The organism is Pseudomonas capsici, assembly GCF_017165765.1.
GTDB classification, from domain to species: Bacteria; Pseudomonadota; Gammaproteobacteria; order Pseudomonadales; family Pseudomonadaceae; genus Aquipseudomonas; species Aquipseudomonas capsici.
Window position 1 is genome coordinate 1 of the sequence record NZ_JAFGZD010000015.1, and the last position, 19879, is coordinate 19879.

The 19879-nt window shown below is 59.0% G+C and carries 19 protein-coding genes; 5 read left to right on the plus strand and 14 right to left on the minus strand.

The window, feature by feature from the left end; genetic code table 11:
- Nucleotides 1–147: 147 nt before the first annotated feature.
- Both JSY17_RS18145 and JSY17_RS18150 read right to left on the minus strand, forming a co-directional pair.
- Complete coding sequence (locus JSY17_RS18145) at nt 148–585, minus strand: DUF4399 domain-containing protein (RefSeq protein WP_117165715.1); 438 nt, start codon at nt 583–585, stop codon at nt 148–150.
- A 132-nt stretch (nt 586–717) separates the two neighbouring features.
- Nucleotides 718–1353 (minus strand): 2OG-Fe(II) oxygenase, encoded by a 636-nt coding sequence (locus JSY17_RS18150; protein ID WP_162880488.1) that lies wholly within the window; start codon nt 1351–1353, stop codon nt 718–720.
- Between the two features lie 142 nt (nt 1354–1495).
- Between JSY17_RS18150 and JSY17_RS18155 the strand changes: the two genes are divergently transcribed.
- Nucleotides 1496–2254, plus strand: coding sequence for a DUF2059 domain-containing protein (locus JSY17_RS18155; RefSeq protein ID WP_117183181.1), 759 nt, complete (start codon nt 1496–1498; stop codon nt 2252–2254).
- 23 nt (nt 2255–2277) lie between these two features.
- On the opposite strand, the gene JSY17_RS18160 is transcribed toward JSY17_RS18155, so the two are convergent.
- Nucleotides 2278–3219, minus strand: coding sequence for a phospholipase BipL (locus JSY17_RS18160; protein ID WP_206402733.1), 942 nt, complete (start codon nt 3217–3219; stop codon nt 2278–2280).
- 103 nt (nt 3220–3322) lie between these two features.
- Between JSY17_RS18160 and JSY17_RS18165 the strand changes: the two genes are divergently transcribed.
- Both JSY17_RS18165 and JSY17_RS18170 read left to right on the plus strand, forming a co-directional pair.
- Nucleotides 3323–3892, plus strand: a complete 570-nt coding sequence (locus tag JSY17_RS18165; protein ID WP_206402732.1) for a DUF6436 domain-containing protein — start codon at nt 3323–3325, stop codon at nt 3890–3892.
- 292 nt (nt 3893–4184) lie between these two features.
- On the plus strand, nt 4185–6572 hold the full coding sequence (locus tag JSY17_RS18170) for a penicillin acylase family protein (RefSeq protein WP_206402731.1): 2388 nt from the start codon (nt 4185–4187) through the stop codon (nt 6570–6572).
- Nucleotides 6573–6784: 212 nt separating this feature from the next.
- Here the strand turns inward: JSY17_RS18170 and JSY17_RS18175 are convergent, their stop codons facing one another.
- From JSY17_RS18175 to JSY17_RS18210, 8 genes are all read right to left on the minus strand, one after another.
- Nucleotides 6785–7648, minus strand: coding sequence for an ABC transporter permease subunit (locus JSY17_RS18175; protein ID WP_117165721.1), 864 nt, complete (start codon nt 7646–7648; stop codon nt 6785–6787).
- Nucleotides 7645–8565, minus strand: a complete 921-nt coding sequence (locus JSY17_RS18180) for an ABC transporter permease subunit (RefSeq protein WP_117165722.1) — start codon at nt 8563–8565, stop codon at nt 7645–7647. Before JSY17_RS18180 ends, JSY17_RS18175 begins: the two co-directional genes overlap by 4 nt.
- Nucleotides 8562–9704 (minus strand): polyamine ABC transporter ATP-binding protein, encoded by a 1143-nt coding sequence (potA, locus tag JSY17_RS18185; protein WP_117165723.1) that lies wholly within the window; start codon nt 9702–9704, stop codon nt 8562–8564. Before potA ends, JSY17_RS18180 begins: the two co-directional genes overlap by 4 nt.
- Before the next feature lie 57 nt (nt 9705–9761).
- The gene (locus tag JSY17_RS18190) at nt 9762–10829 is read right to left on the minus strand and encodes a polyamine ABC transporter substrate-binding protein (protein ID WP_232849539.1); all 1068 of its coding nucleotides are present in this window, start codon (nt 10827–10829) and stop codon (nt 9762–9764) included.
- Between the two features lie 241 nt (nt 10830–11070).
- Entirely contained in the window at nt 11071–12168 is a 1098-nt protein-coding gene (locus tag JSY17_RS18195; RefSeq protein WP_117165725.1) for a polyamine ABC transporter substrate-binding protein, read from the minus strand.
- A gap of 180 nt (nt 12169–12348) precedes the next feature.
- A complete protein-coding gene (locus tag JSY17_RS18200) occupies nt 12349–13707 on the minus strand; it encodes an aspartate aminotransferase family protein (RefSeq protein WP_200999092.1) in 1359 nt (452 codons plus the stop codon).
- Between the two features lie 72 nt (nt 13708–13779).
- Nucleotides 13780–15138 (minus strand): glutamine synthetase family protein, encoded by a 1359-nt coding sequence (locus tag JSY17_RS18205; protein WP_117165727.1) that lies wholly within the window; start codon nt 15136–15138, stop codon nt 13780–13782.
- A gap of 60 nt (nt 15139–15198) precedes the next feature.
- The gene (locus tag JSY17_RS18210) at nt 15199–15705 is read right to left on the minus strand and encodes a hypothetical protein (RefSeq protein ID WP_206402730.1); all 507 of its coding nucleotides are present in this window, start codon (nt 15703–15705) and stop codon (nt 15199–15201) included.
- A gap of 68 nt (nt 15706–15773) precedes the next feature.
- Between JSY17_RS18210 and JSY17_RS18215 the strand changes: the two genes are divergently transcribed.
- Together JSY17_RS18215 and JSY17_RS18220 are read left to right on the plus strand one after the other, a co-directional pair.
- Nucleotides 15774–17150: a glutamine synthetase family protein gene (locus tag JSY17_RS18215; RefSeq protein ID WP_117165729.1), complete on the plus strand. Its 1377-nt coding sequence runs from the start codon at nt 15774–15776 to the stop codon at nt 17148–17150.
- A 178-nt stretch (nt 17151–17328) separates the two neighbouring features.
- Nucleotides 17329–17967 (plus strand): TetR/AcrR family transcriptional regulator, encoded by a 639-nt coding sequence (locus JSY17_RS18220; protein WP_117186039.1) that lies wholly within the window; start codon nt 17329–17331, stop codon nt 17965–17967.
- A 58-nt stretch (nt 17968–18025) separates the two neighbouring features.
- On the opposite strand, the gene JSY17_RS18225 is transcribed toward JSY17_RS18220, so the two are convergent.
- From JSY17_RS18225 to ssuC, 3 genes are read right to left on the minus strand one after another with little or no spacing between them, the layout of a single operon-like run.
- Nucleotides 18026–18241 (minus strand): TOBE domain-containing protein, encoded by a 216-nt coding sequence (locus JSY17_RS18225; protein ID WP_025262382.1) that lies wholly within the window; start codon nt 18239–18241, stop codon nt 18026–18028.
- A gap of 28 nt (nt 18242–18269) precedes the next feature.
- The gene (ssuB, locus tag JSY17_RS18230; RefSeq protein WP_117167522.1) at nt 18270–19082 is read right to left on the minus strand and encodes an aliphatic sulfonates ABC transporter ATP-binding protein; all 813 of its coding nucleotides are present in this window, start codon (nt 19080–19082) and stop codon (nt 18270–18272) included.
- Nucleotides 19079–19876 (minus strand): aliphatic sulfonate ABC transporter permease SsuC, encoded by a 798-nt coding sequence (ssuC, locus tag JSY17_RS18235; RefSeq protein WP_117167521.1) that lies wholly within the window; start codon nt 19874–19876, stop codon nt 19079–19081. The genes ssuB and ssuC overlap by 4 nt, the downstream gene beginning before the upstream one ends.
- Nucleotides 19877–19879 lie beyond the last annotated feature (3 nt).

Here is a 19879-nt window from a genome sequence, read left to right on the forward strand (position 1 = left end):
CTTTGGCCGAAACCAAAGTGACGCGCCGTAAAGGCGCAAGGCGGCCTCAAGCCGAACCCTTGATCGGCAACCACACCGCACCTGTTTGCTGCGCGACAGCACGATGCCGGGGCGGCGGGAGAACTCCCACGGTTTTGTGAACGCCCCTTACTTCACATTGATCGTGATCTTCTTCGACTCGACCGTCGGATTCAGCGGGATATGCGATTTGTCGCCCACCAGCAACTGGAGGGTATGGCTGCCCGGTGGCAGGCTCAGCATGGTTTCGGTCTGCCCCTTGCCATAGTGGCGGATATTGTCGGTCATCGGCAGCGGAGCATTCGCTGCGGGCTCATCCTTCACATCGATCAGCAAATGATGATGGCCGGTTTCGGGGATATCGACTCCCGCCGGTGCAACACCCATCCCCTTGAGACCAAACTGCACCTTGAACGGCGACGTCACGGTTTCTCCGTCCTTGGGCGAGATGATGTACGCCTCTGCGCCGTCGGGCGAAGCGGTACGCGGGATATCGGCCGCATGGATCAGGGTCGAGGTTGCCAGCAACAGACCTGCAAGGGCAGTTCTGGAAAATAGGGATGTCATGATCTCTCCGCACGTTTGTGAGACTACCTATCGGACCTGAACCCATGCCTTCGGTTCAGCACAGTTCTTTACGATAGCCCTCTCCCCCGCGCAACGGGGTTCATGACACAGATTTCATGAAACCGGTCGGCCTTACAGCAACAGCTCGTTGCCCCGGCGCCTGAACCAGCCGGTCAGGGAAAGCCGGTCACGAGTGGCAGGCAGCACTTCGTGGGGAATATCGCCGGACAGGAACACCACCAGACAACCGCCCGTGGGCTGGATGTCATAGGTCACATCGTCCTTCAGGTACATGCGCAGCTGCCCGCCATGCTCGGGCAGCCAGGCCTGATTCAGATAGAGCACGGCCGAAACCATGCGCTTGTCGTCATCGCGAAAGCGATCCACATGCTTGAGGTAAAACGCCCCTGGCGGATAAAGGGCGAAGTGGCTTTCATAATCTTCCAGCCCCAGGAACAGGCCGCGATTGAGGGCCAGGCGTAAGCTGTCCATCAATTCCAGATAACGGTCGCTGCACTCGGCCTGACCGGGCTCCAGCCACTGGATATGGTCGCCGCGAATGCCCTCGCGCACTTCCTGCGCAAGTCCGCGCCCGACACCGGCAGGCTCAAGCTCACCCTCGGCGGCACGTCGATGGCACTCTTGTGCCAGTTCGCGGGTCAGACCTTCGGGCAGGAAAATATTCTGCTGCGACCAGCCATTGGCGGCCAGGTCGTCGACGATTCGAAGCAGGAGTGGGTGATCGGGAGATATGCGCATGGCGTGCATAGTATCCATAAGCCCTCGAATTCGACAGAGGTGTGTATACAGCACGGTCATGTGCGGGTGTTTTCATGCAGCAAGGGCAGTCATAACTCGACAAATCCCCGTCAACACCCCGAGAATAGCGACCTGCCGACAGGAGTCCCGAATGCGTCGTTTGTTTGTTTTGCTGTTGATGTTCTGCGCCTTGCCTGTCTGGGCAGACGGTTATGATCAGTTGTACAAGGCTGCCGGCTGGACAGAACAGCGCGCGCATTTCAACGATGCACTCAAGGCTGCCCAGCAACGCTACCGCGACAACCTTCCGCCCGCGGTCTTTCAGGCCCTGGTCACCAACAGCAACCAGCGTTTCGCACCGCAGGCCATGGACCAGCGTGCCGCAAAGCGCCTGCGTGAAAGCCTCAAGGACCCGGCACCTGCACTGAAATTCTTCCAGTCCCCGCTGGGCCGCAAGATCGTCAAGGCCGAGCTGACGGCAACCCGCTCCGACCAGTTGGCCAAGCACGCCCAGGGACTGCCGCAGATGGAAGCCGACGCCACCCGCCAGTTGCTGATCGGTCATCTGGCACAGGCCCTGCCCGCCAAGCAGGCCGGCGCAGAAGTCAGCCTCGCCATTGCCGGTGTGGCAGCCGACAGCCTGAGCCAGATGATTCCCGGTCTTCTGGGCGGCGGCCAGGCCCAGGGCATGCTCGAAGGCCAGCGCGAGCGTCTGATGGCGCAGATCAGCGCGGACCTGAACAACACGCTGCTGTATGTCTACCGCGATCTGTCCGACCCTGAGCTGGAAGAATTCTCGAGCTTCGCCGAATCACCTGAAGGCAAGGCCTACTATCAGGCAGCCCTTGCCGCGATCCGCGCCGGGCTTGCCGTCGGACAAAGCACTTCCAGCCTTTCCCAGGGCCTGTAACAACCCGCCTCGCTCAAGGCGGGTCAGCTCATGTGCCCTTTCAGAAACTCGAAATACCGCGCCCGGAATTCCGGCACCTCGTTGGCCAGATGATGCCGTGCCTTGCCGAGCATGAGGATTTGCGGCTCGCTGAACTTGCTCCTGAGTACGGTCAGGTTGTGGTCCCAGTCAACCGTCATATCCGCATCGCCCTGAATGATCAGCGGGCTGCGGGTACTGCGTGGCGCACGTTCAATCTGCACGATCCAGCGCGATAAAGCGCCGACCCAGGTAGTCGGCAAGCGACGCGGCTGCAACGGATCGGCCAGCAGAAACGGCAGGAAAGCCGGAGCGTTGGTGTTCTCGGAAAAGCGCCGCGCGATGCCATCCACAAACGGCTTGAGCATGTAATAACTGAGTTTGGACCAGCCCCAGGCACGCGGCCGGACCAGCGGCGACAGGAGAATGGCCTTGCCTTGCACCGGGCTATCGTTGCCCTGATGAAGCAGATGATCGATCACGATGGCACCACCGGTGCTTTGCCCGCACAGGTGCCAGGGATGCGGCAGGTTCAGGGCCTCGGCCTCCAGCAGCAGACGCTGCAACACGGCCTGATACTCGGAGAAGTCATTGATGCTCGCCCGGCTGCCGCTGGACAGCCCGTGCCCCGGCAGGTCGCAGGAAATCACTGCAAATCCCTGAGCCAGCGCCCACTCGATCACGTAGCGATACAGGCCCATGTGGTCATAGAAACCATGGAACAGAAACAGGGTGGCCACCGGCTGCTCGGGCAGCCAGACCTGACCGACAATTTCGTAGCCACCCACATCCAGGCGCCCGAGCCAGCTACGGATGACATTCTCGCCACCCAACCCGCCAAGGCCATAGAAACGCTGATAGATCTGCCCATCCAGAGAGAGCGATTCGATCTCGCGCAGCGGTGACAGCGTGGCGCGTAATTGATCAGGGTCAAACGTTGCAGACATAAGGCTTCCAGATTCCGACATGGCCTTGAAAAGACAGTGTAGCGATATTCATCTGTCTGTTCGGGCGTGGCAAGCTACGCCACCTTAAATAGAAACGTCTGTCATGAAAGCCCCACACCGCCGCAATCTGTTTGCCTGCCTGTTCGTGCTGATCTGTGCGGCTGGATTGTGGGTAGTCTATGACTGGTTTCAACACCGCTACCTGCGCCCGTTCAGCGATCAGACCGCCCTGTTCAGCGGCGATGAACTGCGCCTGCCAGCCGGACTGGCCGGCCCGGGCAGGATTCGTCTGGTGCATTTCAAGGACCCGGCCTGCCCGTGCAATGTCGGCAATCAGCAGCATCTGGCCGAACTGGTCGAGCGCTTCGGCGGTGACAAAGGTATCGACTTCTATGTCGTGCAGAAGCCCGGCACGACCGATCATTCGTCACCAGCGCCCGATACGATCAAAACCCTGGATACGCTTCCAGGTGCCGAAAAGATCAGCGCCAGCCCGGCTGTCGCCATCTGGGATCGCGACGGCAGGCTCGCGTATTTCGGGCCTTACAGCGAAGGCCTGACCTGCAACTCGAGCAACAGTTTTATCGAACCGATCCTCAATGCCCTGCTCGACGGCCGCAGCGTGAGCACCACACACACCATGGCGGTGGGTTGTTACTGCGTCTGGCAATAAATATCCCGGGCGCTTATCCGTTCCTGTAGAGACCGTTTTGCCCTGTTGCGGTGGCCTGTTCGCGAATGAATTCGCTCTGTCTGCATTAAGTTTTGTGGTGTATCTGTCACAGCGCTGAAAAACTGTGGGAGGCAGCTTGCTGGCGACTGGAACCCTGTCGCCAGCAAGCTGCCTCCCACACTCCTCTGACTGACTTGCAACACTTAACGAGGACAGAGCGAATTCATTCGCCAAAGCCGTCCACTCCTGTAGCCTGCATACCCCCTGCCCGAGCCTTTCATAGGGAAGTTCAATGAAACGCATCCTTGCCATTCTCGCCATCCTCATCGCACTGCTTGCCGCAGGCGCTGGCTGGTACATCCATAGCAAACAGCCCGTGCGCGACGGCGAGATCGTCATGTCGAATCTGCAGGCACCGGTCAGTGTGCGCTACGACGAGCGCGGCGTGCCGCATATCCGGGCCGGGAACGAAGCGGACATGTACCGCGCACTCGGTTACGTGCATGCCCAGGACCGCCTGTTCCAGATGGAAATGCTGCGTCGCCTGGCGCGAGGCGAGCTGGCTGAAATTCTCGGGCCGAATCTGGTCGGGACCGACAAGCTGTTCCGCAGCCTGCGCATCCGCGAACACGCCGACGCCTACGTCACTCGCCAGAACCCGGACACCCCGACCTGGAAAGCGCTGCAGGCCTATCTGGATGGCATCAATCAGTATCAGGACACCCACGCAAGGCCGATGGAGTTCGATGTACTGGGCATCCCGAAGCGGCCTTTCACGGCTGAGGACACCTTGAGTATCGGCGGTTATCTGGCCTACAGCTTTGCCGCAGCCTTTCGCACCGAGCCGCTGCTGACCTATGTGCGCGATCAGCTTGGCCCGCAATACCTGAAAGTCTTCGATCTGGACTGGCATCCTCAAGGCATGCTCGACCAGAAACCCGCCCTGGCCAGCGCCGACTGGAAAGACCTCAACACCCTGGCGCAACTGAGCCACGAAGCCGTTGCCGCCGCAGGCCTGCCGCAGTTTGAAGGCAGCAATGCCTGGGCCGTATCCGGCAGCCGGACCAAAAGCGGCAAACCCTTGCTGGCGGGCGACCCGCACATCAGCTTTTCCGTGCCGTCGGTATGGTACGAAGCACAACTCAGCGCACCGGGCTTCGAGCTGTACGGCCATTATCAGGCCCTCAACCCGTTTGCCTTCCTGGGCCACAACATGGATTTCGGCTGGAGCCTGACCATGTTCCAGAACGACGATGTGGACCTGATCGCCGAGAAGACCAACCCCGATAACCCGAACCAGGTCTGGTATCAGGGCAAATGGGTGGACATGACCAGCAGCGAGCAACGGATCAAGGTCAAGGGCCAGCCCGATGTGACCCTGACGCTGCGCCAGTCGCCACACGGCCCCATCGTCAACGATGTGGTGGGCAAGAACGGTGGCAAGGCTCCGATTGCCATGTGGTGGTCGTTCCTGGTGTCGGAAAACCCGGTGCTCGATGGTTTCTACGAAGCCAACCGCGCCAATACCCTGGAAAAGATGCGCAATGCCGCCGAGAAGATCCAGTCGCCGGGCCTGAACATCGTCTGGGCCAACCATCAGGGCGATATCGGCTGGTGGGCTGCCGCGCAATTGCCGATCCGCCCTGAAGGGGTCAACCCCGCCTACATTCTGGATGGCAGTACGGCACAGGCCGACAAGCTGGGCTTCTACCCGTTCAGCGCCAACCCGCAGGAAGAAAACCCGGCTCGCGGCTATATCATCTCGGCCAACTTCCAGCCGCTGTCCCCGACCGGCATGCAGATTCCGGGCTATTACAACCCGGCCGACCGTGGGCAATACCTGAACAGGCAACTGAGCGACCCGGCAATCAAGTGGGATATGGACAACAGCAAAGCGCTGCAACTGGGCACCCTTACCGACTACGCCCGGAACATCCTGACACCGCTGATTCCGGTACTGCGCAGCGTGATCACCGACCCGGATGAACTGGCGCTGGTGGAGCGTCTGGCGCAATGGAAAGGCGACTATCCGCTGGATTCGGTAGGCGCAACCCTGTTCAGTCAGTTCCTGTTCGACCTGACGGAAGAAACCTTTCATGACGAACTGGGTGACGGTTTCTTTGAAACCCTGACCACCTCCCGCGTGCTGGATGCCGCCCTGCCCCGTCTGGCGGCCGATGCGGATTCGCCCTGGTGGGACAACCGCCACTCACCCCATGTGGAAAGCCGCGCCGACACCGTCAAGGTCGCCTGGCGCGCCAGTGTTTCCCATCTGAAATCCATGTACGGCAACAACCCCGATGGCTGGAAGTGGGGCAAGGTGCACACCCTGACCCATGGCCACCCGCTGGGCTCGCAGAAGCCGCTGGACCGCGTGCTGAATGTCGGCCCTTTCGCCGCCCCGGGCAGTCATGAAGTGCCCAACAACCTGTCCTCACGCCTGCGCCCGGCACCATGGCCGGTCAACTACGGCCCATCGACCCGTCGCCTGATCGACTTCGCCGATCCGGCCCACAGCCTGGGCATCAACCCGGTCGGGCAAAGCGGCGTACCCTTCGACCGGCATTATTCGGATCAGGCCAAGGCGTTCATCAATGGCGAGTATGTGCCGCAGCGCTTCAGCGAGAAGGATGTGGACGAGCATACGGAAGGGTTGCTGAGGCTGGTGCCAGCTCAATAACGGTGTGGGAGCGGATTTATCCGCGAATGAATCCGCCCCCACAGAGTAATGCAGTTAAGGCATACACAACTTGTAGGAGGCAGCTTGCTGGCGAAAAAGACCTGAAAACCGACAGATATTCTGCGTCTGTACGATCAAGTCGCCAGCAAGCTGCCTCCCACAAAGTGATTCATGACCTTAACTGATCGGCATTCCCCCACAGAGTGAGTGTATTACACCGGTTTGGGCTTGTAGGTATCGGCAGCGCTTTCTTCGATCGCCTGCTGAATGGCGCGTTTGCGGCGCTCTTCGGCACGGCGGGTGAAGTACCAGACCAGGAAGGTCACCAGCGAAACCGCCAGCAGGATCAGGCTGGCCACCGCGTTGATCTCGGGCTTCACGCCCAGACGCACGGCAGAGAACACTTCCATCGGCAATGTCGTGGAGCCCGGCCCGGACACGAAGCTGGCCAGTACCAGGTCGTCCAGCGACAGGGCGAAGGACATCATGCCGCCCGCAGCCAGCGATGGTGCGATCATCGGGATGGTGATGAGGAAAAACACCTTCCACGGCCGGGCACCCAGGTCCATTGCCGCCTCTTCGATGGACAGATCCAGCTCACGCAGACGCGACGACACCACTACCGCGACATAGGCCGCGCAGAACGTGGTGTGGGCGATCCAGATGGTGACGATGCCACGCTCCTGCGGCCAGCCGATCAACTGCGCCATGGCCACGAACAGCAGCAACAGCGACAGACCGGTAATCACTTCCGGCATCACCAGTGGTGCCGTGACCAGCCCGCCGAAGAAGGTGCGGCCCTTGAAGCGCGAGATGCGGGTCAGGACGAAAGCCGCCATGGTGCCCAGAGCAACAGCCGCAATCGCCGTGTAGAAGGCGATTTCCAGCGAACGCCACACCGAGCCCATCAGTTGGGCATTGTCCAGCAGGCCGACATACCATTTGACCGACCAGCCACCCCAGACAGTTACCAGCTTGGAGTCGTTGAACGAGTAAATGACCAGAATGACCATCGGCGCATAGATGAACAGCAGGCCCAGGACCAATACCAGGTTCGAGAAACGGAAGCGGTTCATACCTTGCCCTCCAGTTCTTTGGCCTGGCTGCGGTTGAACAGAATGATGGGCACGATCAATACCAGCAGCATGATGACCGCCAGCGCCGAGGCAACCGGCCAGTCACGGTTGTTGAAGAACTCTTGCCACAGGACGCGACCGATCATCAGGGTTTCCGGGCCACCCAGCAGCTCGGGGATCACGAACTCGCCCACCACCGGGATAAATACCAGCATGCAGCCGGCAATCACGCCGTTCTTGGAAAGCGGCACGGTGATTTTCCAGAAGCTGTTGAAGGTGCTCGAACCAAGATCCGATGCAGCTTCCAGCAGGCTCTGGTCGTGTTTCACCAGATTGGCGTACAGCGGCAGGATCATGAACGGCAGATAGGAATAGACCACGCCGATGTAGACCGCCAGGTTGGTATTGAGGATCTGCAGCGGCTCGTCGATCAGGCCCAGCCACATCAGGAAGGCATTGAGCAGCCCGTTGTTGCTGAGAATGCCCATCCAGGCATAGACGCGGATCAGGATCGCCGTCCAGGTCGGCATCATGATCAGCAGCAACAGCACGGTCTGCAAATCCTTGCGGGCATTGGCGATGGCGTAGGCCATGGGATAGCCGATCAGCAGGCACAGCAAGGTGCTGAAAAACGCCATCTTCAGCGAGCCCAGATAGGCCGAGATGTATAACTCGTCACCGCTCAACAGCGTGTAGTTGGCCAGATTCAGGACCAGCTGCAGCTTGTCTTCGGCGTAGCTGAAAATTTCGGTATAGGGCGGGATCGCCACGTCCGCCTCGGCGAAACTGATCTTGAGAACGATCAGGAACGGCAAGGCGAAGAACAGGAACAGCCAGAGAAACGGCGCGCCAATGACCAGTTGCCGGCCATTGGGCGTTATTCGCAGGAGTGCGCGTTTGATCTTGCGGATTTTCATGAGCGCAGTACCACGCCGCTGTCGTCTTCCCACCATACGTAGACTTCATCGCCCCAGGTAGGCCGGGTGCCCTGGCGCTCGGCGTTGGCGACGAAGGACTGCACCACCTTGCCGCCGGGCAACTGGACATAAAACACCGAATGGCCGCCCAGATAGGCAATGTCATGCACCTTGCCCCGGGACCAGTTGTGCTCGAAGGTCGGCTGCTCTGTAGTGATCAGGAGCTTTTCCGGGCGCAGTGCGTAAGTGATGTGCTTGTCTTCCACCGAGGTGGTCACGCCGTGTCCGACATAGATATGACGCTCAAGATCGGGACTATTGATCAGCGCATAGCCTTCCATGTCCTCGATCACCTCGCCCTCGAACAGGTTGACGCTGCCGATGAACTCGCAGACCAGTCGGCTGGTAGGCGTTTCATAGATATCGATGGGGCTGCCGATCTGGGCGATCCAACCCAGGTGCATGATCGCGATGCGCGCGGCCATGGTCATGGCCTCTTCCTGGTCGTGGGTTACCATCACGCAGGTCACACCCACGCGCTCGATAATTTCCACCAGTTCCAGTTGCATTTGCGAACGCAGTTTCTTGTCCAGCGCGCCCATGGGCTCGTCGAGCAACAGCAGTTTGGGCTTCTTGGCCAGGGAGCGGGCCAGAGCCACGCGCTGACGCTGGCCGCCGGACAACTGATGCGGCTTGCGCTTGGCATACTGGGTCATGTGCACCAGCTTGAGCATCTCGGCCACACGGGCTTCGATTTCATCCTTGGGCAGCTTGTCCTGCTTGAGGCCGAAGGCGATGTTGTCGGCCACGGTCATGTGCGGGAACAGCGCATAGGACTGGAACATCATGTTGATCGGGCGCTCGTAGGGCGGCATGTCGGTGATGTCGACGCCGTCCAGAAAGATGCGACCCTCGGTCGGGCGTTCGAAGCCGGCAAGCATGCGCAGCAATGTGGACTTGCCGGACCCGGAACCGCCGAGCAGGGCGAAGATTTCGCCCTTGTTGATCTGCAGGGACACATCGTCCACGGCAACCGTCTCGTCGAATTTTTTCGTGACCCGATCGATCCTGACCAGAACCTCTTTGGGTTGCTGACCGCCTTCGATGGCTTTCTTGTAGGCGCCGGAGGCAACTGGCATGGGTGAAACTCCCCAACAATAGGCAGCCCGACCCCATTGGGCCGGGCGCTGGATTTTTTATTTCCCCGACTTGACCTTGGTCCAGCTGCGGGTCATCAGACGTTGCACCTTGGGTGGCAACTCACTATTCACGAACAATCTGTCCAGTACTTCCTGAGGCGGGTAGACCGCCTCATCGGTGCGGATGTCCTGATCCATGAGATCACCGGACGCCGGGGTGGGGTTGGCATAACCGACTTCATCACTGACTTTGGCGATCACCGCTGGATCAAGCAGATAGTTGATGAAGGCGCTGGCTTGCTTGACGTTTTTGGAGTCAGCCGGGATAGCCAGCATGTCGAACCAGAGGTTGCCGCCTTCCTTGGGAATGGAATAGGCAATCTTCACGCCCTTGTCCGCTTCTTCTGCGCGGTCACGGGCCTGGAACACATCGCCCGAAAAGCCGGCGGCAACGCAGATGTCGCCGTTGGCCAGATCGGTAATGTATTTGGAGGAGTGGAAATAGGTCACATAAGGACGTACCGCCAGCAGCTTGGCCTCAGCCTTCTTGTAGTCGGCTTCCTTGGTGCTGTTGGGGTCCAGGCCCAGATAATTGAGCATGGCCGGGATCATTTCATCGGCCGAATCGAGAAACGCCACGCCGCAACTGGAGAGCTTCTTGATGTTTTCGGGCTCGAACAGCACCGACCAGGAGTCGATCCTGTCCACACCCAGAACAGCCTTCACCTTCTCGACGTTATAACCGATGCCATTGGTGCCCCACAGATAAGGCACGGCGTACTGGTTACCCGGATCGTTCTTCTCCAGACGCTTGAGCAGCGCCGGGTCGAGGTTCTTGTAGTTGGGCAGCAGCGACTTGTCGAGCTTCTGGAAAGCGCCGGCCTTGATCTGCTTGCCCAGGAAATGGTTGGACGGTACTACCACGTCGTAACCGGTACGCCCGGCCAGCAGCTTGGCTTCCAGGGTCTCGTTGGAATCGAATACGTCGTATAACGGCTTGATGCCGGTCTTGGTTTCAAAATCCGCCAGGGTGGTCTTGCCGATGTAATCGGACCAGTTATAGATGTGTACGGTGGACTCGGCCTGAACACTGGCAACAGTGGTCAGCGCTGCAACGGCGAGCATCGATCTGGCCAATAAAGAAATAGACACGTAAACAATCCTTTTCAGTATGGGGGTCTGGTGCCCGTATCGGTGAGCTGAAAAACGGGTCGGCAACTTACCGTTGATGGCTGCGAATCGCAAAGAACTTTATATGACATCGCCCGCCAGGAGCGCGCTTGCCCGCGATGAGGACATTCCCGACGACAGATTTGTGTCGTCTTTGCCTGTGTCATCGCGGGCAAGCGCGCCTTGAGTCAGGCGTTTACTTGCCCGATTTGATCTTGGTCCAGCTGCGGGTCAGGATCCGCTGGGTCGCAGCAGGCAAGTCAGCGATTGCATAGAGCTTGGCCTGTACATCGGCTGGCGGATAAACGCCCGGGTCGCTGGTGATTTCCTTGTTGACCAGAGGAGTCGCTGCCGCGTTACCGTTCGGGAAACGTACTTCGTCAGTGATCTCGGCCATGATTTCCGGCTTCATCAGGAAGGTCATGAACTTGTAGGCACCTTCGACGTTCTCGGCATCCTTTGGAATGGCGACCATGTCAAAGAAGCTGCCAGCACCTTCTTTCGGAATGTTGTAGCTGACCTTGACCTTGCCACCGGCCTCTTCGGCACGAGACTTGGCCTGATAGATATCACCCGAGTAGCCCACTGCTACGCAGATGTTGCCGTTGGCCAGGTCGGAGATGTACTTCGAGGAGTGGAAGTAGGCAATCGAAGGACGAATCTTCAGGAACAGCGCCTCGGCCTCGGCGAGTTGCTTCTTGTCCTGAGAGTCGGTCGGGTAGCCCAGGTAATGCAGCGCGATTGGCAGCATTTCGGTCGGCGAATCGAGGAAGCTGATACCGCAGGACTTCAGCTTGGCTGCGTTTTCAGGCTTGAACAGCAGGTCCCAGGAGTTGACCGGCGCATCGGCACCCAGAGCGGCCTTGACCTTCTCGGGGTTGAAGCCGATACCGATCGAGCCCCACATGTACGGGAAAGCATGCTTGTTGCCCGGGTCGCTGACCGAAACGGCCTTGAGCAGGTCCTTGTTCAGGTTGCCGTAGTTGGGCAGCTTGGACTTGTCCAATTCCTGATAGACGCCAGCCTTGATCTGCTTGGCCAGGAAGTTGTTGGACGGCACAACGATGTCATACCCGGATTTGCCCGCCAGCAGCTTGGCTTCCAGTGTTTCGTTGCTGTCGAAAACGTCGTAGACGACCTTGATGCCAGACTCTTTCTCAAACTTGGCAACGGTATCCGGTGCGATGTAATCGGACCAGTTATAGACGTGCAGCACTTTGTCATCGGCCTGCGCAGCGGAGGCCACAACGCCCATCAGGGACAAGGCGAGAAGGGTCTTGCCAAATTTTTTCATGCGTACAGCTCCAATGTTTTATCACTGACCGTTAGATTAGCGGCTTCTAGCCATTAGTCTGGCAAGTTCCGGTTGGCGCTTTCAAGCTATCAAACAAGGAATTCCCGCAGGAACGCATTCATTCCCCAAAGGCCGATACATCCGAAGAAAACTGCATTGGCCTCGCGGATAAATACGCTCCTACAGTGCTGCCAGAGTCAGGTCCAGGCACTTGCGCGCCTTTTCGACCAACTCATCGATTTGCGCAAAACTGATGACCAGCGGTGGCGCAATGATCATGGTATCGCCTACGGCCCGCATGATCAGGCCATTATCGAAGCAGAAGGTTCGACAAATCATCCCTGCGCCCTTGCCGACATGACGCTCACGAGTGGTCTTGTCTTTCACCAGCTCGATTGCACCCAGCAGGCCGACACCGCGTACCTCTCCCACCAGCGGATGATCGCTCAGTTCGCGCAGACGCTTTTGCAAATATGGTGCCGTTTGCGCCTGAACCCTTTCGACGATCTTTTCTTCGCGCAGGATACGAATGTTTTCCAGCGCGACCGCAGCCGCCACGGGATGCCCGGAATAGGTGAAACCATGGTTGAAATCGCCGCCCTCGTTGAGCACTGCGACTATTTCATCGCGCACCACAAGGCCGCCCATGGGCACATAACCGGAGGTCAGGCCCTTGGCGATGGTCATCATGTCTGGCTTGAGGCCGTAGAAATCGCTACCGAACCACTCACTGGTACGCCCGAAGCCACAAATCACCTCATCGGCGACGAACAGAATGTCGTATCTGGCCAGGATTTCCTTGATCTTCGGCCAGTAGGTATCGGGCGGCACGATGACCCCGCCGGCACCCTGGATCGGCTCGGCAATGAATGCACCGACGTTTTCCACGCCCAGCTCGAGAATCTTGCGTTCCAGTTGCTCGGCGGCCCAGACACCGAACTCGTCAGGCGTCATGTCGCCGCCTTCACCAAACCAGTAGGGCTGGGGAATATGCACCACACCGGGGATCGGCAGATCGCCCTGCTCGTGCATATAGGTCATGCCGCCCAGGCTGGCCCCGGCAACGGTGGAGCCGTGATAGCCATTGACCCGGCTGATGATGGTTTTCTTGTTCGGCTGGCCCTTGATCGCCCAGTAATGGCGGACCATACGCAACATGGTGTCGTTGCCTTCGGAGCCTGAGCCGGTAAAGAACACATGATTCATGCCTTCGGGGGTGATTTCGGAAATGGCTTTCGCCAGCTCCAACGCCGGAGGATGAGCGGTCTGGAAGAACAGGTTGTAATAAGGCAGCTCACGCATCTGTTTGCTGGCCGCTTCTACCAGCTCTTCACGGCCATAGCCGATGGCGACGCACCACAGGCCGGACATGCCGTCCAGAATCCTGTTGCCTTCGCTGTCCCACAGATAAATGCCTTCGGCGCGGGTGATGATGCGCGGGCCTTTATCCTTCAATTGCCTGTAATCGCTGAACGGTGCCAGGTGGTGCTCGCTGCTCAAGGCTTGCCATTCGAGGGTTTGAGGGTTGTTGGCACTCATGCAGCGCTTCCTGTTATCGGGATTCGGTTGGCAAGGCACCGCGCGCATGACCTGCGGCGGTGCCTGCATGACTCAAACGGCGAAGAGCAGAAATTCCCGCTCCCACGAACTGATCACACGCTTGAAGTTCTCGTGCTCGGCACGCTTGACCGCCACATAGCCGACAATGAACTTCTTGCCCAGGTATTTCTCGATGGTCTTGCTGTTTTCCATCCGCTCCAGCGCATCCTCGATGGTCAGCGGCAGGCGCAGGTTGCGACGCTCGTAGCCGCGCCCCACCACCGGTGCACTCGGATTGAGCCCTTCGACCATACCGATGAAGCCGCACAACAGGCTCGCGGCAATCGCCAGATAAGGGTTGGCATCGGCACCGGGCAGACGGTTTTCCACGCGGCGGTTCTGCGGTACGGCATCCGGCACACGCAGGCCGACGGTGCGGTTCTCTTCGCCCCACTCGACGTTGACCGGTGCAGAAGTATCCGGCAGGAAGCGGCGGAACGAATTGACGTTGGGCGCAAACAGCGGCAACAGCTCGGGGATAAGCTTCTGCAGACCACCGACGTGGTTCAGAAACAGCTGGCTCATGGTCCCGTCATCATTGGAAAAGATGTTTTTGCCGGTCTCGATATCGATGATGCTCTGGTGCAGGTGCATCGCACTGCCCGGCTCGCCGGTCATCGGCTTGGCCATGAAGGTCGCGGCCACATCATGCTTGAGCGCGGCTTCGCGCATGGTGCGCTTGAACACCAGAATCTGGTCGGCCAGGGACAGGGCATCGCCATGACGGAAATTGATTTCCATCTGTGCCGTGCCGTCTTCATGGATCAGAGTGTCCAGGTCCAGGTTCTGCAGCTCGCACCAGTCGTAGACATCTTCAAACAGCGGGTCGAATTCGTTGGCGGCTTCGATGGAGAACGACTGACGCCCGGTTTCAGGACGCCCGGAGCGCCCGACAGGCGGCTGCAACGGATAATCCGGGTCATCGCTGCGCTTGGTCAGATAGAACTCCATCTCCGGCGCAACGATCGGCTGCCAGCCTTGATCGGCATAGAGCTTGAGGACTTTCTTCAGGACATTGCGCGGCGACAGCTCGATGGGATTGCCCTGCTTGTCGTAAGTGTCGTGAATGACCTGCGCAGTGGGCTCGATGGCCCAGGGCACCAGATACACCGCGTTCTGGTCGGGGCGGCAGATCATGTCGATGTCGGCCGGGTCCAGCAGTTCGTAGTAGATATCGTCTTCTACATAGTCGCCGGTCACCGTCTGCAGCAACACGCTTTCAGGCAGACGCATGCCTTTTTCGGCAATGAACTTGTTGGTCGGCGAGATCTTGCCGCGGGTGATCCCGGTAAGGTCGGACATCATGCATTCGACTTCGGTGATCTTGTGTTCTTTCAACCAATCGGTGAGCTGGTCGAGGTTGGTACTCATAAATACCTCAGGGGTTGTCGTGTCCTGATCGCGATCAGGCGTTTTTCCGACGCATCGGCGTCACGTTGTACAACTCGTTTCGGCAGGCACGAATAAGCGGTAAGGTGGCATCTGCCTGTTTGCAGGATGAGCAGCATCTGTAACGCCGTTCATGCCGCTATAGTGATACTGTTCGATATGAAAAGTTGCTGTAGCGCAGAGCTGATGTCCAGTATGGCTGGAACTCATGGCACTGCTGTCGGGTCGCACACAGTGTCTTGCAGGATTCGACGGCAGGCCGTTGAAGACATTGATATGGCGGGCATGATGACCGCTCTGTCCTGTACCGGGAGTGGAGTCGATCAAGGGAAGGCAAGGCATTGAAACCCCGGTTTTATTGCTCTGTGGGCTGCAATCGAGCTTAGCCTTGTTCATTTTTTTATACAACGCCCCGATAAAAATAGAATACGAGCTTTCCCTGATCAGGCTCTGCTCTGCTCGAAACAAGGAATACGCGCCCCAAATGGCAGCAAAAAAGGCTATAAGGCGCAGTTTTAGGGCAACAAAAGGCTCTATTGACTTCATCATGGCTTTCGGATTGACTGAAACCCGTAATGCTCGATGATTGATATTTTTAACAACAAAGGTGTTGCATCATGTCGGTACCCCCGCGTGCCGTTCAGCTCAACGAAGCGAACGCGTTCCTTAAGGAACATCCTGAGGTTCTGTACGTTGACCTTCTGATTGCAGATATGAATGGTGTGGTGCGTGGCAAGCGCATAGAACGCACCAGCCTCCACAAGGTTTACGAGAAGGGCATCAACCTGCCTGCCTCTTTATTTGCTCTGGATATCAATGGCTCCACGGTGGAAAGCACCGGTCTGGGCCTGGACATCGGCGATGCCGACCGCATCTGTTATCCAATCCCCGATACCCTGTGCAACGAACCATGGCAGAAGCGCCCTACGGCACAACTGCTGATGACCATGCACGAACTGGAAGGTGAACCCTTCTTCGCCGACCCGCGTGAAGTGCTGCGCCAGGTAGTGACCAAGTTCGACGAACTGGGCCTGACCATCTGCGCGGCGTTCGAGCTGGAGTTCTATCTGATCGACCAGGAGAACGTGAATGGCCGCCCGCAACCGCCACGCTCGCCGATCTCGGGCAAGCGCCCGCACTCGACACAGGTCTACCTGATCGACGATCTCGACGAATATGTCGACTGCCTCCAGGACATTCTCGAAGGTGCGAAAGAGCAAGGCATCCCGGCCGACGCCATCGTCAAGGAAAGCGCCCCGGCCCAGTTCGAGGTAAACCTGCATCACGTGGCCGATCCGATCAGGGCCTGCGATTACGCGGTTCTGCTCAAGCGCCTGATCAAGAACATCGCCTACGACCACGAAATGGACACGACCTTCATGGCCAAGCCCTATCCGGGTCAGGCGGGTAATGGTCTGCATGTCCACATCTCGATCCTGGATCGCGATGGCAAGAACATCTTCACCAGCGAGGATCCCGAGCAGAACGCCGCATTACGTCATGCGATCGGCGGTGTGCTCGAGACCCTGCCGGCACAGATGGCGTTCCTTTGCCCGAACGTCAACTCGTACCGCCGGTTCGGTGCCCAGTTCTACGTACCCAACTCTCCGACCTGGGGCCTGGACAACCGTACCGTTGCGCTGCGCGTGCCAACCGGTTCGCCCGATGCCGTGCGTATCGAACACCGCGTGGCCGGTGCCGATGCCAACCCGTATCTGTTGATGGCTTCGGTACTGGCAGGCGTGCACCACGGTCTGACCAACAAGATCGAACCGGGCGCTCCAGTGGAAGGCAACTCCTACGAGCAGCACGAGCAAAGCCTGCCGAACAACCTGCGCGATGCACTGCGCGAGCTGGACGACAGCGAAGTCATGGCCAAATACATCGACCCGAAATACATCGATATCTTTGTGGCCTGTAAAGAGAGCGAGCTGGAGGAGTTCGAACACTCCATCTCCGACCTCGAGTACAACTGGTACCTGCATACGGTCTGAGCCGGACCGCTGCACAAAGCGCCGCAGGCCTTCGGGTCGTGCGGCGCTTTTGTTTTTCCTCGCGAATAAGTCAGTTCCCACAGGGGTTTTCACTGTAGGCGCGTATTTATTCGCGAAGACCTTGAAACAGGCCCCACTGTACAATGCCGCTGCCCCGCCGCCCCCCTGAGATCAACCCATGACGCGCACTCCCCCTCCTCGCAAACCCCGAGCACGCAGCCAGGCCCGAATCGATTCGATTCTCGATGCTGCACGTACTCTGCTCGCAACCGAAGGAGTGGCCAGCCTGTCGATCTACAGCGTGGCCGAGCGCGCGGAAATACCGCCTTCGTCGGTCTATCACTTCTTCGCCAGCGTTCCGGCACTGCTTGAAGCCCTGACGGCAGATGTCCACGAAGCCTTCCGCACATCGCTGCAGAGCCCTATCGATCATGAGCAGCTCAGGGACTGGCGCGACCTGTCACGTCTGGTGGAACTGCGCATGCTGAACATCTACAACGCCGATGCTGCCGCTCGCCAGTTGATCCTTGCCCAGCACGGCCTGACCGAAATCAATCAGGCCGACCGCCAGCATGACATCGAGCTGGGTCACCTGATGCTTGAAGTGTTCAACCGCCATTTCCCGGTACCGACACTGCCGGACGATGTGGACGTCTTCGCCCTGGCAATGGAACTGGGCGACCGGGTCTACGCTCGCTCGGTGCAACTGCACGACCAGATCACTCCGCGCATGGCCGAAGAAGGCATGCGGGTATTCGACGCCTATCTGGGGCTGTACCTGCCGCCTTCCCTGCCAAAACGCCCGCAGCCTCTGTGACACGGATGTAAAAAACCCCGGAGGGCCTGCACCGTCCGGGGTCGGGTGTCGCTGAAGATCACAGCTTGGCGATCGACACCTCGGTGGACTTCACGAAGGCAATCACTTCGCTGCCCACGGCCAGTTCCAGCTCCTTGACCGAGCGGGTGGTGATGACCGACGTCACGATACCGGAAGCGGTCTGCACGTCGATTTCGGACAGCACGTCACCCTGGACGATTTCCTTGATGGTGCCTTTGAACTGGTTGCGCACGTTAATCGCTTTGATAGTCATGGTATGCCTTCCTTTTGTGGGATCGGGGTTAATTGGCCCAGCGCAATTGCGTGGGCAACGGTGAAGAGGGTTCGGGTTCAGGCGGCGATCCGGGCAGGGACAGCACGCGGTTAAGCACTTCGGTTTCCAGCGCAGCCAGACGATGCGAGCCACGCGCACGAGGGCGCGGCAGGTCGACCACAAGGTCGAGCCCGATACTGCCTTCCTCGATCAGGATCACCCGATCGGCAATGGCCACGGCCTCGCTGACATCGTGAGTCACCAGCAGGACCGTGAAGCCATGCTTGCGCCACAGGCTTTCGATCAGTTGCTGCATTTCGATACGGGTCAGGGCATCCAGCGCGCCCAGCGGCTCATCGAGCAACAGCAGACGCGGTTTGTGGATCAACGCCCGCGCCAGGGCAACGCGCTGCTTCTGGCCACCGGACAACGCCGCCGGCCACTCATCGGCACGCTCGGCCAGACCGACGGCTTCCAGCGCTTCAAGCGCTTGCGCACGCCAGTCACCGCTCAGGCCAAGGCCCACGTTGTCGATGATCTTCTTCCAGGGCAGCAGACGCGCTTCCTGAAACATCAGACGAGTGTCTTCGCGAGCATCGGCCAGAGAAGCGGAACCGGCCAGCAACTGGCCCTCGGTTGGCTTGTCCAGACCGGCCAGCAGGCGCAACAGGGTGCTCTTGCCGCAACCGCTTCGCCCCACAACCGCCACGAACTGGCCGGCTGGAATGTGCAGATCGATGTCCTTGAGCACGACACGGGAGCCGAAGGCTTTCTTCAGATCCTGAATCGCCAGCGGAATACCCCGCAGCAGATGCGGAGGTTGTTGTTTGAGACTCGTCATGCTGCACCGCCTTTGCTGACTTGATAGGCCGGGTGCCAGCGCAGGCACACTCGCTCCAGGGCACGCGCTGCCAGATCGGCCAGCTTGCCGAGCACGGCATACAGCACGATGGCCAGCACCACGACGTCGGTTTGCAGGAATTCACGGGCATTCATGGCCAGATAGCCGATGCCGGAGCTGGCCGAGATGGTTTCGGCCACGATCAGGGTCAGCCACATGAAACCCAGAGCAAAACGCACACCCACCAGAATCGAAGGCATGGCCCCCGGCAGGATCACATGGCGGAACAGGCTGAAGCCCGACAGACCATAGCTGCGGGACATTTCCACCAGCGCCGGGTCGATGTTGCGAATACCGTGATACGTGTTCAGATAGATCGGGAACAGAGTGCCCAGCGCGACCAGGAATATCTTCGCGGTCTCATCGATGCCGAACCACAGGATGACCAGCGGGATCAGCGCCAGGTGCGGCACGTTACGAATCATCTGCACCGAACTGTCCAGCAGACGCTCGCCCCATTTGGTGAGGCCGGTAATGAAACCCAGTATCAGTCCGATACCGCCACCAATGGCGAAACCGATACCGGCACGCCAGCCGCTGATTGCCAGGTGGGTCCAGATTTCACCGCTGGCCACCAGACTGTAACCAGCTTCGATGACAGCGCTGGGTGCCGGCAGGATGCGTGTCGACAGCCAGCCGGCGCTGACCGACAGTTGCCAGACCGCCAACAGCAAGACTGGAAGTGCCCAGGGCGCCAGTCTGTGGATGGTTCGTTGCGAAGCACTAAGGCTCATGGA